At 69.7% G+C, this 15,526-nt stretch carries 17 protein-coding genes and 1 pseudogene; 11 read left to right on the forward strand and 7 right to left on the reverse strand.

The window, feature by feature from the left end; translation table 11 throughout:
* Positions 1-137 precede the first annotated feature (137 nt).
* The gene (locus DLJ53_RS06170; protein WP_111343198.1) at positions 138-824 is read left to right on the forward strand and encodes a Crp/Fnr family transcriptional regulator; all 687 of its coding nucleotides are present in this window, start codon (positions 138-140) and stop codon (positions 822-824) included.
* 70 nt (positions 825-894) lie between these two features.
* On the opposite strand, the pseudogene DLJ53_RS35975 reads toward DLJ53_RS06170, so the two are convergent.
* A pseudogene (locus tag DLJ53_RS35975) lies at positions 895-1,038 on the reverse strand (ribonuclease activity regulator RraA); the annotation flags it as partial.
* Between the two features lie 146 nt (positions 1,039-1,184).
* The gene (locus DLJ53_RS36355; protein WP_264194241.1) at positions 1,185-1,316 is read right to left on the reverse strand and encodes a hypothetical protein; all 132 of its coding nucleotides are present in this window, start codon (positions 1,314-1,316) and stop codon (positions 1,185-1,187) included.
* A 500-nt stretch (positions 1,317-1,816) separates the two neighbouring features.
* Here DLJ53_RS36355 and DLJ53_RS06180 point away from each other — a divergent pair, with 500 nt between their 5' ends.
* The 7 genes from DLJ53_RS06180 to DLJ53_RS06210 all read left to right on the forward strand — a co-directional run bounded on the left by DLJ53_RS06180 (position 1,817) and on the right by DLJ53_RS06210 (position 8,185).
* Positions 1,817-3,004: an ABC transporter substrate-binding protein gene (locus tag DLJ53_RS06180; RefSeq protein WP_111343199.1), complete on the forward strand. Its 1,188-nt coding sequence runs from the start codon at positions 1,817-1,819 to the stop codon at positions 3,002-3,004.
* A 62-nt stretch (positions 3,005-3,066) separates the two neighbouring features.
* Positions 3,067-3,882 carry an ABC transporter ATP-binding protein gene (locus DLJ53_RS06185; protein ID WP_111344141.1) on the forward strand — a complete coding sequence of 272 codons (816 nt, stop codon included), beginning with the start codon at positions 3,067-3,069 and terminating at the stop codon, positions 3,880-3,882.
* Positions 3,883-3,900: 18 nt separating this feature from the next.
* Positions 3,901-4,224, forward strand: a complete 324-nt coding sequence (locus DLJ53_RS06190; RefSeq protein ID WP_111343201.1) for a hypothetical protein — start codon at positions 3,901-3,903, stop codon at positions 4,222-4,224.
* Between the two features lie 58 nt (positions 4,225-4,282).
* Complete coding sequence (locus DLJ53_RS06195; protein ID WP_111343203.1) at positions 4,283-4,987, forward strand: ABC transporter ATP-binding protein; 705 nt, start codon at positions 4,283-4,285, stop codon at positions 4,985-4,987.
* A gap of 3 nt (positions 4,988-4,990) precedes the next feature.
* Positions 4,991-6,004, forward strand: coding sequence for a branched-chain amino acid ABC transporter permease (locus tag DLJ53_RS06200; protein WP_111343204.1), 1,014 nt, complete (start codon positions 4,991-4,993; stop codon positions 6,002-6,004).
* The gene (locus DLJ53_RS06205) at positions 6,001-7,320 is read left to right on the forward strand and encodes a branched-chain amino acid ABC transporter permease (RefSeq protein ID WP_111343206.1); all 1,320 of its coding nucleotides are present in this window, start codon (positions 6,001-6,003) and stop codon (positions 7,318-7,320) included. Before DLJ53_RS06200 ends, DLJ53_RS06205 begins: the two co-directional genes overlap by 4 nt.
* Positions 7,321-7,456: 136 nt before the next feature.
* Positions 7,457-8,185, forward strand: coding sequence for a class I SAM-dependent methyltransferase (locus tag DLJ53_RS06210; RefSeq protein ID WP_111344143.1), 729 nt, complete (start codon positions 7,457-7,459; stop codon positions 8,183-8,185).
* Between the two features lie 42 nt (positions 8,186-8,227).
* On the opposite strand, the gene DLJ53_RS06215 is transcribed toward DLJ53_RS06210, so the two are convergent.
* A complete protein-coding gene (locus DLJ53_RS06215; RefSeq protein ID WP_162408942.1) occupies positions 8,228-8,911 on the reverse strand; it encodes a GTP cyclohydrolase II in 684 nt (227 codons plus the stop codon).
* Positions 8,912-9,114: 203 nt separating this feature from the next.
* On the opposite strand from DLJ53_RS06215, the gene DLJ53_RS35730 reads away from it, so the two are divergent.
* On the forward strand, positions 9,115-9,693 hold the full coding sequence (locus DLJ53_RS35730) for a cytochrome b (protein ID WP_111343209.1): 579 nt from the start codon (positions 9,115-9,117) through the stop codon (positions 9,691-9,693).
* A gap of 8 nt (positions 9,694-9,701) precedes the next feature.
* A complete protein-coding gene (locus DLJ53_RS06225; protein ID WP_111344145.1) occupies positions 9,702-10,379 on the forward strand; it encodes a RibD family protein in 678 nt (225 codons plus the stop codon).
* Here DLJ53_RS06225 and DLJ53_RS06230 read toward each other — a convergent pair.
* Genes DLJ53_RS06230 through DLJ53_RS06245 form a run of 4 tightly spaced genes read right to left on the reverse strand, consistent with a single transcriptional unit; the run spans position 10,361 to position 13,582 of the window.
* A complete protein-coding gene (locus DLJ53_RS06230; RefSeq protein ID WP_111343211.1) occupies positions 10,361-11,140 on the reverse strand; it encodes a class I SAM-dependent methyltransferase in 780 nt (259 codons plus the stop codon). The genes DLJ53_RS06225 and DLJ53_RS06230 overlap by 19 nt on opposite strands.
* A complete protein-coding gene (locus DLJ53_RS06235) occupies positions 11,137-12,180 on the reverse strand; it encodes a glycosyltransferase family 4 protein (RefSeq protein ID WP_111343213.1) in 1,044 nt (347 codons plus the stop codon). Before DLJ53_RS06235 ends, DLJ53_RS06230 begins: the two co-directional genes overlap by 4 nt.
* A gap of 1 nt (position 12,181) precedes the next feature.
* Complete coding sequence (locus tag DLJ53_RS06240) at positions 12,182-12,580, reverse strand: 6-pyruvoyl trahydropterin synthase family protein (protein ID WP_111343214.1); 399 nt, start codon at positions 12,578-12,580, stop codon at positions 12,182-12,184.
* Between the two features lie 3 nt (positions 12,581-12,583).
* Positions 12,584-13,582 (reverse strand): zinc-dependent alcohol dehydrogenase, encoded by a 999-nt coding sequence (locus DLJ53_RS06245; protein ID WP_202913012.1) that lies wholly within the window; start codon positions 13,580-13,582, stop codon positions 12,584-12,586.
* A gap of 118 nt (positions 13,583-13,700) precedes the next feature.
* Between DLJ53_RS06245 and mdoH the strand changes: the two genes are divergently transcribed.
* Entirely contained in the window at positions 13,701-15,497 is a 1,797-nt protein-coding gene (mdoH, locus tag DLJ53_RS06250; RefSeq protein ID WP_162408944.1) for a glucans biosynthesis glucosyltransferase MdoH, read from the forward strand.
* The last annotated feature ends 29 nt before the right edge of the window (positions 15,498-15,526 follow it).

Raw genomic sequence — 15,526 nt, forward strand, 5'->3', positions numbered from 1 at the left:
GACGGTCGGTCTGCGCCGCAGGCCGACACCGCCCTGTTTCAGGGCGTTCAAGCGATATTCTTCATTGCATAGTGACGTAACACTTTCTTAATGTGGCACCGCCGCTGCGGGGGAGCGGTGCTAATCGGCGAGGCATAATGCGCGTCAATCCGCAAGTTCTGTCCCAGAGTGTCGCCCTCGATGGACTGCCGGAAGAGCTCGCGGAAGAGCTGACCAAGGTCGCCCGCACGCGCCCCGTCAAATCCGGCCAGTCCGTATTCGAGGCCGGCGACCCGGGCGATGGCTTCTACGCTCTTCTGGAGGGCTCTCTTCGCGTCATCCTGCGCGGCGAGGAGCACGAGCAGGTGCTCGCCCTGCTGTCGCCCGGCGCGATCTTCGGGGAGATGTCGCTGTTCGACGGCGAGCCGCGCTCGGCCAGCGTCGTGGCGGCCAAGCCGTCGCGCGTCGCGTTCTTCGACAAGTCAGCGGTCTACCGGTTCGCCGACGACCACCCGGCCGTCTACCGGCACATGCTGGCGATCGTCGGCAAGCGCCTTCGCGCGTCCAACGCGTCGCTGGCGGCGCGCTCGCTGCTCCCCCTGTCGGGGCGCGTGGCGCAGACGCTGCTGCACCTCGCCGACCTCTTCGGCAAGGATGTCGGCCAGGGGCGCACGCTGGTTCACCACAAGATCAGCCAGGCCGATCTCGCCGCCATGGTCGGCGCGGCCCGCGAGAACGTCTCGCGCGTCCTCAACGACTGGAAGCGCGAGGGGCACATCAGCCGGATCTCCGGCTACTACTGCATCGAGGAGGCCTCGGTGCTGCGGGCCCTCGCGACCATCTAGCCGCGCGGCACGGCCCGGGAGGCTCCGGCGTGCCCGGGATCGGGCTTGGGGACGCCCCGACTGCCGGGCGGCCGACGAGACGCGGCCGACCGGTCCGGACAGGGCGGGCGCCCCGGATCCACACGTCGCGGAGACCCTTCTGGAGGAGGATGGTGGTGAGTGTCGCCGTCGTGATCCCCCGGAGGATCTGGCGCGTGTCGGCGTCGGTCGTCATGCCGCTGTCCCTTGACCGTCGCCCGGTGTCCCCGGCGACCGGTCGGCCTCGGTCGATCCATATCGCTCAGAAGCGGGGGAGGACGGGAGGCGGCTGCGGCGGTCCCGCCATCGCGACGGCGGGACAGGCGGCTGCAAGCGGCGGGGTTAGAAGGGGAAGGCGTTGATTCCGGCGGTGAGGCTTCCGACCACCAGCGCCAGCAGGATCAAATATTCGGGCAGCGAGGACTGGGTCTTTTCCGGCTGGGTCTGTTCGATGGGGTCGTGATCTTGCGGCATTGATCTTCCTCTATTCGCCACAACAACGGCAACGCGCACAAATGGTTTCACGCTCAGCGCAATAAATCGGTATACGTTGGAATGAGGGGTCCCATCCGTCCAAACCCCGATAATCGCGCACGAACCCTAGAGCTTTGCGCGCGCAGGGGACAGATGAGTTCGTCCCTATACACGATCGGCGTCGTTGGGTGGTGAAGATCCCGTAAAGGGTTTCCGGCCGAATGGAACCTGTTTCTTTATCTCCGGGGCGTCTCGCCTGTGGATACTTAAAAATGTTTCGGTTCGGAGATGTGCCGGTAGCACCTCCGCCGGCGCCGGGCCAGTCGCGAGCGTGGGGGAACCGCCCCGCCGGCCCCATTCCGGGCGCCAGTGCGGCGTCTGGGTGACACATCTGCCGGTCCCGCGCTCTCCAGACGGCACGCCCTCACACCTTGCGAACCCGCAAGGCCTATGGTCAGGCTTCCAATCAAGCGAAAAAATGCTCGCCTGAGGAGCCTCCAATGAAGACCACACTCATGGCGCTGGCCAGCGCCGCCGCCCTTGCCGCCGCGTCGCCCGCCCTCGCCGACGACGCGAAGATCGGCATCCTTCTCGGTTTCACCGGCCCGCTGGAAAGCCTCTCGCCCGCCATGGCGCTGGGGGCCGAGCTGGCGATCGCCGAAGTTAACGAGTCGGGCAATTTCATGGACGGCGGGTCCGTCACGTCTGTCCGCGGCGACGACACCTGCATCGACGCCGGGGCCGCCACCACGGCCGGCGAGCGTCTCGTGACCTCCGAAGGCGTCAACGGCATCATGGGCGCCATGTGCTCGGGTGTGACCGGCGCCGTGCTGCAGAACGTCGCGATCCCGAACGGGATGGTGATGATCTCGCCGTCGGCCACCTCGCCGGCGCTGACCTCGGTGGAGGACAACGGCCTCTTCTTCCGGACGGCCCCGTCCGACGCGCGCCAGGGCGTCATCGTCGCCGACATCCTCGCCGATCATGACGTGAAGAGCGCCGCGCTCACCTTCACCAACAACGACTACGGCAAGGGCCTCGCCGACTCGATCGCCGCCGCCGCCGAGGCGAAGGGCATCGAGATCACGATCAACGCCCCGCACGAGGACGGCAAGGGCGACTACTCGGCCGAGGTCGCCGCGCTCGCCTCCGCGGGCGGCGACATCCTGATCGTCGCCGGCTACCTCGACCAGGGCGGCCGCGGCATCATCCAGGCGTCGCTGGACTCCGGCGCGTTCGACACCTTCTTCCTGCCGGACGGCATGGTCGGCGACGCGCTCGTCGAGGCCATTGGCGACGACCTCGACGGCTCCTACGGCGTGCTGCCGGGCTCCGACTCCGAGGGCTCGCAGATCTTCGCCGGCCTCGCCGAGAAGGCCGGCAACGTCACCGGCGTCTACGCGCCCGAGTCCTACGACGCGGCCGCGCTGATGCTGATGGCCATGCAGAAGAGCGGCTCCACCGATCCGGCGACCTACAAGGACGCCATCATGGACGTCGCCAACGCGCCGGGTGAGAAGATCCTCCCGGGCGAGCTCGGCAAGGCGCTCAAGATCCTCGCCGACGGCGGCGACGTCGACTACGTCGGCGCCAGCGACGTCGAGCTGATCGAGGGCGGTGAGAGCGGCGGCTCCTTCCGCGAAATCGAGATCAAGGACGGTGCCATCGAGACGGTGCAGTATCGTTGATCACCACCGCGACGCCGGCCGCTGAGACGGCCGGCTCCTCCACCATGGCTCGCGGCGATCCGATGATCGCCGTGAGGGGCCTCGACAAGTGGTTCGGCGGGATCCACGCCGTCCGCGAGGTGTCGCTCGACATCGGCCGCAACACCATCACGGGACTGATCGGCCCCAACGGCGCTGGCAAGTCGACCCTCTTCAACGTCATCGCGGGCCTCTTCGCGCCGACCGGCGGCACCGTCCACCTGGACGGCGAGGACGTGACGGGCCTCCCCCCGCACACGTTGTTCCGGCGCGGCCTCCTGCGCACGTTCCAGCTCGCCCAGGAGTTCCACTCCCTCCCGGTGCGCGAGAACCTCATGATGGTGCCGCCGCACCAGCCGGGCGAGAACCTCTTCAACGCCTGGTTCCGTCCCGGCGCCGTCGCCGCCCACGAGGCCGAGCTGCGCGACAAGGCCGACGAGGTGCTGGAGTTCCTCACCCTGTCCCACCTCGCCAACGAGCGCGCGGAGAACCTCTCCGGCGGCCAGAAGAAGCTGCTGGAGCTCGGCCGCACGATGATGGTCGACGCCAAGATCGTCTTCCTCGACGAGGTCGGCGCGGGCGTGAACCGGACGCTCCTCGGCACCATCGCCGAGGTGATCCAGCGCCTGCAGGCGGAGCGCGGCTACACCTTCTGCGTCATCGAGCACGACATGGACTTCATCGCCAGGCTCTGCGACCCGGTCATCGTGATGGCCGAGGGCGCGGTGCTGGCCCAGGGCACCTCCGACGAGATCATGGCCAACGAGCACGTCATCGAGGCCTACCTCGGGACCGGCTCCAAGCACGCCCGGCCGAAGCAGGCGGGCGAGGGCGCGGCGCGCCCCGGGTCCCCGTCGTGACGGCGCGGATGAACCGTGATGTCGAGCCTCACCCGCTACCTCCTGATCGCCTTCGCCGCCATCCTGATCGCGGCGGCGCTGGTGCCGCTGATGGGGTACCGCCTGTTCGTCATCGCGCCGCGGCCGGGGATACCGGACGGGTTCGTCGCGATCGTTCGCGGGGCGGAGCTGACGCCGTTCGATTCGCCCGAGGCGGTCTGCCAGCGCTGGGGCGCGCGGCCGGACAACGACTGCGTGACGCGCGCGATCACCGAGGTGAACAGGACCGGGCAGATCCTGATGCGGCTGCCCTACCACCCGGTCCTCGCTGCGCTGTCGGGCGTTCCGGCGGACGCGCGATGACCGGGGGCGGGACGCTGAACCACCTTCGGGCGATGAACCATGGGGAGACCGTGAGCCGATGAGCTTCCTCGTCGCCCGCGACATGCGCGGCGGTTACGGCGCCGAAGACATCCTGCAAGGCTGCACCGTGGAGGCCGACCGCGGCGAGATCGCGGTGATCGTCGGCCCCAACGGGGCGGGCAAGTCCACCGCGATGAAGGCGATCTTCGGCATGCTGCGCCTGCGTGCCGGGTCGATCACCCTCGACGGCGCCGACCTCACCAGGATGAAGCCGACCGACCGCGTCAGGAACGGCATGAGCTTCGTGCCGCAAGTGAAGAACGTCTTCCCCTCCATGACGGTGGAGGAGAACCTCGAAATGGGCGCCTTCATCCGCCGGGACGACTTCTCCGGCACGATGGACGAGGTCTATTCGCTCTTCCCCGTGCTCGCCGAGAAGCGGCGCCAGCCGGCGGGCGAGCTCTCTGGCGGCCAGCGCCAGCAGGTCGCCGTCGGCCGCGCGCTGATGACCAAGCCCTCCCTCCTGATGCTGGACGAGCCCACCGCCGGCGTCTCCCCCATTGTCATGGACGAGCTGTTTGACCGCATCATCGACGTCGCCAGGACCGGGATCGCCATCCTGATGGTGGAGCAGAACGCCAAGCAGGCGCTGGAGATCGCCACCCGCGGCTACGTCCTCCAGCACGGCCGCAACGCGCACACCGACACCGGGGAGGCGCTCCTCGCCGACCCGGACGTGCGCCGCACCTTCCTCGGAGGCTGACCGATGGAAGGCTTCCTCAACGCCATCGTCCTCCTCGCGAACTTCGCGCTCGTGCCGGGCCTCGCCTACGGCTCGCAGCTGGCGCTCGGGGCGCTCGGCGTCACGCTCATCTTCGCGGTGCTGCGCTTCTCCAACTTCGCCCACGGCGAGACGATGTCTATCGGCGCGATGGTGACGATCTTCTTCACCTGGGCGCTGCAGTCCTGGGGCGTCTCCATCGACCCGCTGCCGACGGCGCTCCTCGCGCTCCCGGTGGGCATCGTCTTCACGGTGGCGCTGGTGCTGCTGACGGACCGGCTGGTGTACGCCTATTACCGCGAGAAGCGGTCGGAGCAGGTGATCTTCCTCATCGCCTCCGTCGGCGTGATGTTCGTGACGGCGGGCCTCATCCGCTTCATCATCGGACCCAACGACCAGATCTTCACCGACGGCGCCCGCTTCGTCTTCTCCGTGCGGGACTTCCGCGACGCGACGGGTCTCGACGAGGGTCTGGCGCTGAAGACCACCCAGCTCGTCACGCTGGTGACGGCACTGGTCTGCGTGGTGGCGCTGTTCCTGTTCCTGCAGAAGACGCGCACCGGCAAGTCCATGCGCGCCTACGCCGACAACGAGGACCTCGCCACCCTGTCGGGCATCGACGCGGGCCGCGTGGTGACCATCGCCTGGACGCTCTCGGCGACGCTCGCGGTGATCGCCGGCGTCCTCTACGGGCTCGACAAGAGCTACAAGCCCTTCGTCTTCCAGGAGCTGCTGCTGCCGATCTTCGCCGCGGCGATCGTCGGCGGACTAGGCTCGCCCGTGGGCGCCATCGTCGGCGGCTACGTCATCGCCTTCGCCGAGGTGCTGACCACCTACGCCTACAAGCGCTTCCTCGGCCATCTCCTGCCGGACGACTGGCTGCCGGACGGCCTCGCCCAGCTCCTGGGCACCGAGTACAAGTTCGCCGTCGCGTTCGTGATCCTCGTGATCACGCTGCTCATCCGGCCGACGGGCCTGTTCAACAGGAGATCGGCATGACCCGGAACAGTCGCGCCCGCACGGTGCTGCCGTTCGTGGTGTTCTTCGTGCTCGTTGCCATGACGGGCTTCCTGCAGAGCTGGACCGTCGCGCTGACGATCATGAACATGTGCCTGGTCTCGGCGATCATGGCGCTCGGCGTGAACGTGCAGTGGGGCTACGCCGGCCTCGTCAACTTCGGCGTCATGGGCTTCACCGCGCTCGGCGGCCTCGCGGTCGTCCTCGTCGCGGTGCCGACGGTGGACGAGGCGTGGGACCTCGGCGGGCCGGGCGTCCTCTTCGGCATCTTCATCCTCTGCGCGACGGCGGCGGTGACCCTCGCCGCCCGCACGCTGGTCACCGGGCGGGCCGCGCGGGCGCTCGTGACCACGGTGCTCGTCCTCGCCGGCCTCTGGGGCGCGACGACGGTGCTCGGCCCGTCGACGGCGGCGATCGAGGGCGTGAACCCCGCGCTGCAGGGTTTCCTCGGCGGCCTGGGGCTGCCGGTGCTCCTCGCGTGGGTCGTCGGTGGGCTGCTTGCCGCCGGCGCGGCGTTCGTGATCGGCAAGATCGCGCTGGGCCTGCGGGCCGACTACCTCGCCATCGCCACCCTCGGCGTCTCCGAGATCATCATCGCCGTCCTGATGAACGAGGACTGGCTCGCGCGCGGCGTGAAGAACGTCGTCGGCCTGCCGCGCCCGGTGCCCTACGAGGTGGACATGCGCACCACCGAGTGGTTCCGGGACCTCGCTTCGACGCTCGGCATGGCGCCGATCCCGCTCTCGTCGGTCGTCGTGAAGCTCGCATACGTCGGCCTCTTCGCCGTGGTTCTCGGGCTGATCCTCTGGCTCGCCGAACGCGCGCTCGCCTCGCCCTGGGGGCGGACGATGCGCGCGGTGCGTGACAACGAGGTGGCCGCGAACGCCATGGGCAAGGACGTCAAGCGGCTGCACCTCCTCGTGTTCATCGTCGGGTCGGGGATCATCGGCATCGCCGGTGCGATGCTGACGACGCTCGACGGCCAGTTCACGCCCTCGACCTACCAGCCGCTGCGCTTCACCTTCCTCGTCTGGGTGATGGTGATCGTCGGCGGCGCGGGCAACAACTGGGGCGCGACCGTCGGTGCCTTCCTCGTGTGGTTCGCATGGGTGGAGGCCGAGCCCGTCGGCACGTGGCTCATCGACTGGACGACGATCGCCCTCGGCGAGGATTCCGAGATCCGCCGGCACCTCCTGCAGAACGCGGCCCAGATGCGCCACGTGGTGATGGGCGTCCTGCTCCTCGTCGTCCTGCGCTTCGCCCCGCGCGGCATCATCCCGGAAACGGACCGGACGTAGCGGCGGACCCGCCCCTCCCGGATCACGCGTGGAACCGGCGGGGCGGGCCGGCCATTCGGACATCGTGTTATTGCGACGCGGGCGGGGCCTCCGGGTCCCGTCCGCGTTCGCGTTCCTGGACGGGATGGGGGAAGCCGTGGCGCAGAATATCTACGACGACCCGGCTTTCTTCGCCGGATACAGTCAGCTCCCGCGGCAGGTCCACGGCCTCGACGGGGCGCCGGAGTGGCCGGCCCTTCGTGCCATGCTGCCGGACGTCCGCGGCAAGCGCGTCGTCGACCTCGGCTGCGGCTTCGGCTGGGTGTCGCGCTACCTGCGGGGGGAGGGGGCGGCGTCCGTCCTCGGCATCGACCTGTCGCGGAACATGATCGCCCGGGCGCGGGCGACCACCGACGACCCTGCCATCGTCTACGAGGTGGCCGACCTCGAGACACTGATCCTTCGGGAGGCCACGTACGACCTCGCCTTCAGCGCGCTCGCGTTCCACTACATCGCGGACTTCGCCCGGCTCGCCGGCACGATCCATCGCGCCCTGAGCCCCGGCGGCGTGCTGGTCTTCACGATCGAGCACCCGATCTACATGGCGGCCGATCGCCCGGACTGGATCGCCGGCGCCGGCGGACGCCGGACGTGGCCGGTCAACGGGTACGCCCTCGAGGGCGTGCGGCGGACGGACTGGTTCGCGCCCGGCGTCGCGAAGCAACACCGGACCCTGGCGACGACCCTCAACACGCTGATCCGCGCAGGCTTCACCCTGACGGCGGTGGAGGAGTTCGCCCCGACCACGGAGCAGGTCGCAGCCGCTCCGGAACTCGCCGACGAGCTGGAGCGGCCGATGATGCTGATGGTCTCGGCACGGCGCTGACCGGCTCCGGCGGCCGGTCGCCCCGTCAGGGGGCTCGCCGCCTCAGCGGTCGTAGATGTAGCCGCGTGCGATCTTCTCGGCGAACTCCTCGGCCGCGCGGGCGGACATCGTCCCCTGGTGGAGGTCCTTCGTCGAGGCGATCTTGACGCCCTCGGCCTCGAGATCGGCGATCTTGCGCGGGTTGCCGGTCACGAGCTGCACCGACCCGATGCTGAGAGCCTTGATGAGCTTGCCGGCGATGTTGAACGAGCGCTCGTCGACGTCGTGGCCGAGGGCGAGGTTGGCCTCGTCGGACGTATGCCGCCGCTCCACCCGCTTGCCGTCCACGTAGCCGTACTGGAGCGCCAGGCACTCCAGCTTGGCGCGCATGCCGATCCCGCGCCCCTCCTGCCGCAGATAGATGAAGACGCCCTCGCGGTTCTCGGCCATCTCCTCCATCGCGACGCGCATCTGGCTGCCGCAGTCGCACATCGACGACCCGAACGCGTCGCCCAGCAGGCATTCGGAATGGATGCGCGTCAGCACCCCCTTTGCGCCGCGGAACTCCCGCTCCACGGCCGCGGCGAGGTCGTACTCCTCCAGCCAGTTCCGGCGGCTGTACAGGATCGCCAGATGCGGCGCGTCGCCCATCGACACGCCGAGCGGCTCGAACGCGACGCAAAGCGCGATCTGGCGGCGAATCTCCACCGGCGTCACAGCGACGAGATTGAGCGCTGCGAATGACATGGATTCCGACAGAGGCATTCGGATCAAATCTCCCACCAGCACGCTGTTGCCACCCTCATAATCGTTCGGACGGCGTGCGGTTTCGTGTTGGCCAGCACAATACGACCACGACGCGCCCTGCCAACAACTACGTGCTGTACTAGTTTGGGGTTGAATGACGGGCCCGACCAGCCCGGTGACCAACCGTCGCACGGAGCTCCAGCATGACGACCACGACCGGAGAGAAAGAGGCAACAATGGAGCGCGGCTCGTACTCCTCCGTCGCCAAAATATTCCACTGGCTTACGGTTCTGGCCGTCCTCTTCATGCTGGTGACGGGATTTACCATGACGTACCGGGGCAACCAGCTCGATATCTGGGACGCTCTGACGAACGGGCTCTATTCGAGTCATAAGCTTGTCGGGTTCACGATCTTGTGGCTGACGGCCCTGCGGCTGGTCAACCGCCTGATCCGCGGAATTCCGCCGATGCGGCCGCGCCTGCCGGTAGCGCAGCGCGTCGTCGCGGCGGCAACGCACTGGGCGCTCTACGCGCTCCTGATCGTCATGCCGCTCCTCGGCTGGACGGCGGTGTCGATGTTCCCGGCGCTGCAGATCTTCGACTGGTTCTCGCTGCCCGCGCTCACCGCGCCTGACAAGCAGGCCTACGAGGTCGTCGCCGGATGGCACGTGGTCGGCGCGTTTGTCCTGATCTTCTTCGCCGCGCTCCACATCGGCGCGGCCCTCTTCCACCTGGTCATCAAGCGCGACGGCGTCTTCATGCGCATGTGGCCCGGACGCTGACCGGCCGCATGCGCATAATCGAAGCGCTGCGGGAGGCGGCGGCGGCCGGCGCCCCGCTCGTCGTGGCGCAGCTCGGCCAGTCCCTGGACGGACGCATCGCGACCCCGTCCGGCCACTCCCACTACATCAACGGGCCCGAGGCGATCACGTTGCTGCACCGCCTGCGCGCCGAGGTCGACGCGGTGCTGATCGGCGCCGGGACCGCGCGGGCTGACGACCCGCAACTGACCGTCCGGCACGTCGACGGGCCGAGCCCGGCCCGCGTCCTCATCGACCGGCGCCGCTCGGCGGGGGCCCGGCTCAAGCTCCTCGCCGACGACGGCCGCCGGCGCATCGTTTTCGGCGCGCCGCTGGCCGACGACCCACCCGGAGTCGAGACGATCCCGGCCGACGCGCCGCTGGCGCCCGCCGCCGTGCTGGCGGCGCTCGCCGAGCGGGGACTGAATCGCGTGCTGGTGGAGGGCGGGGCGACGACGGTGAGCCTGTTCATCGCGGCCGGGGCGATCGACCGCATCGCCGTCCTCGTCGCGCCGATGATCATCGGCTCGGGACCGACCGGTATCGCGCTGCCGCCCATCGACCGGCTCGACGGAGCGATCCGGCCGGTCGTCGCCACCGAGACGCTGCCCGGCGGCGACGTGCTGTTCGACTGCGACCTGAGGGGTGGTCAGAACGTCGCGAGATGATCGCTGTGGCCGACGAAGATCGCGCTCGCGTCCCGCCGGGCCTCGCGCCACGCGCGGATCTCGCCGGCCCGATCGGGCATGATCTCCAGCGCCGTCTCCGCCCAGCCGTCCAGCTTGGCGTTCATGAGGTCGGCGTCGAGGGGCGCCGTGAGGGTCCAGGGGCTGTCGGCCACCTCGACCGTGGCGCCGACGGACTGCAGCGTATCGGTCAGGGCGCCGGCGGCGTCCGGGCCGAGCGCGCGGCCGAAGGACTTCATGCCGCGCTGGTGCGCATTGAAGGCGTCGATCATCGCGCCGTCGAACGGATGCTCCGGCTCGACGCGCAGCCGCCCGTCAAAGGTCAGCATCGCCAGAAGCGGGATCCGGTGCCGCGCCAGCGCCTCCGCCAGCCGGTCCAGGAAGGCCTGCGAGGTGAGGTCGAAGAGGGCGGAGGCGGTGACCGCGTCGGGTGGCTCGGACCAGAGCGGATCGACCGTCAGGTCCGCGTGGTGGGTGGCGACCCGGAGTCCCTGGTAGTGCTGGAGGTTCTTCTGGGCGACCTGCAGCAGATCGGCGTCAGCGTCGACAAGGGTCCAGTCCTGCGGCGGGCGTATGTGCGGGAAGAGCTCGCGAACGGTGGCGCCGGTGCCGGAGCCGAGGTCGATCACCCGCAGCGGGCGGCGCAGCGTGTCGGTCAGCTTGGCGAAGTGCGTCACCAGCGGCGAACGGGCGCGCCGGTCCGCGCCGCTGCGCATGGCGAGCCATGCCGCGGAGAACGTCATGCCGCGCCCACGGCGCCGGACAGGCAATCCGCGATCGCAGCGGCGGACATCTCCCAGGTGGCGGCGTCCTTCGCGGCGGCGCGCGCGCCGTCGGACAGCCGGGCGGCGAGGGTCTCGTCCGTCAGGACACGGCGCAGCGCGTCGGCGAGCGCGACGGGATCGTCGACGTCCACCAGCACCCCCGCCTCGGGCGGGACGACGGAGGGCACGGCGCCGCCACGCGTCGCGACGATCGGAAGTCCCGACGCCATCGCTTCGAGAAAGACCATACCAAATCCCTCATAGCGCGTGGCCAGCGTGAACAGGGTCGACCCGGCGTAGTGCTGGCGGATGTCGTCCTCGTGGAGGGCGCCGGTCAACGTCAGCCTGTCCGCCATGGGTGCGGCCATGGCCTCGATCCCGGCTGCCGTCTCGGGATCCCAGGCGTTCGAGCCGATAATGACCCCTTCCCAGGGAATGTCCATGATCCGGCTCAGGGCGTCGAGGAGAACGTCGTGGCCCTTGCGCGCGATGAGCGATCCGACCGCGACGATCTTCGGCGGTGTCACGGGGGTCCGCGGCTGCTGCCAGCGCGGGTCGAGGCCGGGGACCGCGACGGTGATCGCCTCGCGCGGGACGGCGAAGTCGGACACCAGCGTGTCGGCCGTCGGCGGGCTCGTCACCACGACGCGGGTCGCGACGGTCAGCGCCGACCGCTCGGCGGCGCCATAGCGCGTGGCGTCCGCCTCGGAGAGGCCGGTCTCGAGCGCCAGCGGGTGATGCACCAGCGCGACGAGCGGCGCCTTGACCTGCCGCAGCGCGCTCGCGGGGAGGACCGAGTAGGCGAGGCCGTCCACCAGCAGCACGTCCGCGTCGGCGGCCCGAAGCGCGGCGATCGTCTCGTCGATGTCGGACGCGGAGGGGTCGGGGAAGCTCCCCGGCAGGACGAGGTGGGTCACCTCGTGGCCGAGCGCCCGCAGCTCGGCCAGCATGCGGCGGTCGTAGCGGTAGCCTCCCGAGGGCGCGTCGATGTCGCCCGGGATGGCGAACGCGATGCGCATCCTAGATTTTGGCCTCGTACCACGCCTTGGCGATGTGCGACTCGTTCAGCGTCACGCGGATCCGCGCGACGTTGCGCCCGTCGTCGCCGAGGGTGCCGTCCTTGGCCGCGGCGGCGAGGCGGTCGAAGATCCAGCGGCACAGGACCTCGGTCGTCGAGCGTGTGGACTTGAAGTCCGGCAGCTCGTCGAGGTTGGCGTAGTTGAGGGGCGCGAGCACCTCCTTCAGCGTCTCGGTCGCGAGGCCGATGTCGATCACGATGTCGTTCGGGCCGAGCGTCTCGGTGAAAAAGGTCGCGTCCACCACGAAGGTCGCGCCGTGCATGTTCTGCGCGGGGCCGAACGCCGGGCCCGGCAGGCTGTGGGCGATCATGATGTGATCGCGGACTTCGAGGGCGTACATGGTCTACTCCGGGGCGTAGTCGAGCGTGATCGCGAGCGGTCCGTCATCCTGGAGCAGGCCGGGGAGGCGGTCGGGCGCGTCGGCGAATGCAATGCGGTGGGTCAGAAGCACGTCCAGCGCCGGGTCGTCCAGCAACCCCAGGGCGGTATCGAGCCGGCGGGCGTTCGACCACCGCGCCGCGCGGTTCGCCGGAACCTTGCCGACCTGCGACGAGACCAGCGACAACCGCCGCGAGTGGAAGGCGCCGCCGAGGGGGATCGCCGTCGTCCCTTCGCCGACCCAGCTCGCCTCGACGATGCGGCCCTCCAGGCCGACCGCGTCGATCGCCGCGGCGAGGGCCGCGCCGCTGCCGCTGGCGTTGATGGCGACGTCGACCTCGCCCGACGCCGTCTCGGCGAAGGCCGCGCCCATCGCCTCCGCAAAGGGCCGCTTGGCGACGTCGCGGTCGATCACCGTGACCGTCGTCGCGGGGATGCGGGCGAGGAGACGTGCGACGAGGAGGCCCACCACGCCGGCACCAATGACGAGGATTTGATCCCCGGGAGCGGCCCCGCTGTCCCATACGACATTGAGCGCCGTCTCCATATTTGCGCCCAATGTGGCGCGACGCGGTGGCACCGCGAGGGGCAACGGGATGGCCGAGGCTTGAGGGACCGTCAGATGGGTCTGGTGCGGATGGAGCACGAAGACGCGCTCGCCGAGGCGTTCGGCCGGGCCGTCGACGATCTCGCCCACCAGCGCGTAGCCGTACTTCACCGGAAAGGGGAAGGCGCCCTCCTGGTTGGGGCAGCGCATGCGCTCGGCCTCCGATTCCGGCACCCGGCCCTCCAGAACGAGGCGCTCGGTGCCGCGGCTGACGGCCGAGTGCGTCGCGGCGACGCGCACCTCGCCCGCCTCGAGCGGCGGGAGGGGGGCAGGCTGCAGCGCATAGCGACCGGGCGACTCGCACCACAGTGCTGTCGCATGTCGCACCATGCTGGACGTGGGGAATGATTTGTCCATATCGCCCCGTCGATAGAACTGACCTGCCGGTGTTGTCGAGTGGCGTTTTCGGCCGCACATGCGGTTCAACCAGTAAGAGTGGCGCTAGAGGTAAAGGCCAATAGGACCGATGGCTGAGATGACGACACCGACCACGGCCCCTGCGACCATTTCGCCGGCATCGGAGCTGCCGCGACGACTTGCCGGTCGCCGGATCATCTTTGCCGCGCTCAATATTGCGACGATCGCCGGTCTCGCCGGGGCGATGCTGGCGCTGCTCGCGGCCGACGGCGTCGGCACCGTCGAGGGGCTGATGTGGGGCGCGTACGTCCTGACCCTGCCGTGGCTGTCGATCGGCTTCTGGAACGCCGTCATCGGCACCGCCGTCATTGCGCGGGGGCCGCGCCCCGGCGATCCGCTGGCCCTCGATGACGCGGCCGGAACGCCCATCGTCACCCGCACCGCCATCGTCATGACCCTGCGCAACGAGGCGCCGGCGGAGGCGATCGGCCGGCTGCGGCTCATGCTGGACGACCTCGAAAGCTCCGGCGAGGCGGAGCACTTCGACATCCATGTCCTGTCGGACACGAACGACCCGGCGATCGCCGCCGCCGAGGCGGACGAGATGGCCCACTGGCGCCACGGCGCAACCCGCCCCGACCGCATCCACTATCGCCGCCGCACCGACAATCGCGGCTTCAAGGCGGGCAACATCGAGGACTTCTGCGACGCGCACGCCGGCGACTACGACTTCTTCCTGACCCTCGACGCGGACAGCTTCCTGTCCGCCCGGGTGGTGCTGCGCCTGGTGCGAACGATGCAGGCCGCACCGCACCTCGGCGTCCTCCAGACCCTCGCCATCGGCACGCCGTCGACGTCGGTCTTCACCCGTACCTTCCAGTTCGGCATGCGCCACGGCATGCGCGCCTACACCGCCGGCTCGGTCTGGTGGACGGGCGACTGCGGTCCGTACTGGGGCCACAACGCGCTGATCCGCATGGCGCCCTTCCATGCCCACTGCCGCCTGCCCGAGCTTCCCGGCGACGGCCCGCTCGGCGGTCACGTGATGAGCCACGACCAGGTCGAGGCGGTGCTGATGCGCCGCGCCGGCTACCACGTCCGCGTCATCGCCGAGGAGAGCGAGAGCTGGGAGGAGAACCCGCCCACGCTGCCGGACTTCATCGGCCGCGAGCTGCGCTGGTGCCAGGGCAATTTCCAGTACTTTCAGCTTCTCGGCATGCCCGGCCTGAAGCCCGTGAGCCGCGTGCAGCTCGTGCTGGCGATCCTCATGTACGTCGGCGCGCCGGCGTGGATGGTGTTCATCCTGCTCGGCGCCGGCGCCGTGGCGGCCAACGGGGCGAGCGTGCCGATGGGGTGGGGGCTGGCGCTGGTCGGCGTCATCCTCTTCATGTGCTTCGCGCCGAAGATCATGGGGCTCCTCGGCGTTTTCGCCAGCCCGACGCAGTCGCGCCGTTACGGCGGGCGGTTCCGCGTGGCGCTTGGCGGCGCGTTCGAGCTGGTCGCGTCCACCCTGATGGCACCCGCGGTCGCCTTCGCCGTCGCGGTGTTCGCCTTCGGGCTGATGTTCGGCAAGCGGGTCGAGTGGCGGGCGCAGGCGCGGGCGGTCCGGCAGGTCACGTGGCGCGAGGCCTGGGCGAGCTTCCTGCCGCAGACCGTCTTCGGCATCGCCCTCCTGGCGCTGTTCGTGGTGGCGGCGCCGAACCTCATCTGGTTCGCGGCGCCGGTCGTCGCCGGGCTCGTCCTGGCGGTGCCGTTCGCGGTGCTGACGTCGGACCCCGGGCTGGGCCTCGCCATGACGCGCACCGGGGTCTGCGCCATCCCGGAGGAGGCCGTGGTGCCCGCCGCGCTGGTGCGGCTGCGGCAGATCAAGGTCTCGCAGGGCGGCGACCCGGGCGCGGTCAGCGCCACCGCGTGACCGGGCGACGGTTCGGCCGGGACCGAACC

The organism is Acuticoccus sediminis (assembly GCF_003258595.1).
Taxonomy (GTDB): domain Bacteria; phylum Pseudomonadota; class Alphaproteobacteria; order Rhizobiales; family Amorphaceae; genus Acuticoccus; species Acuticoccus sediminis.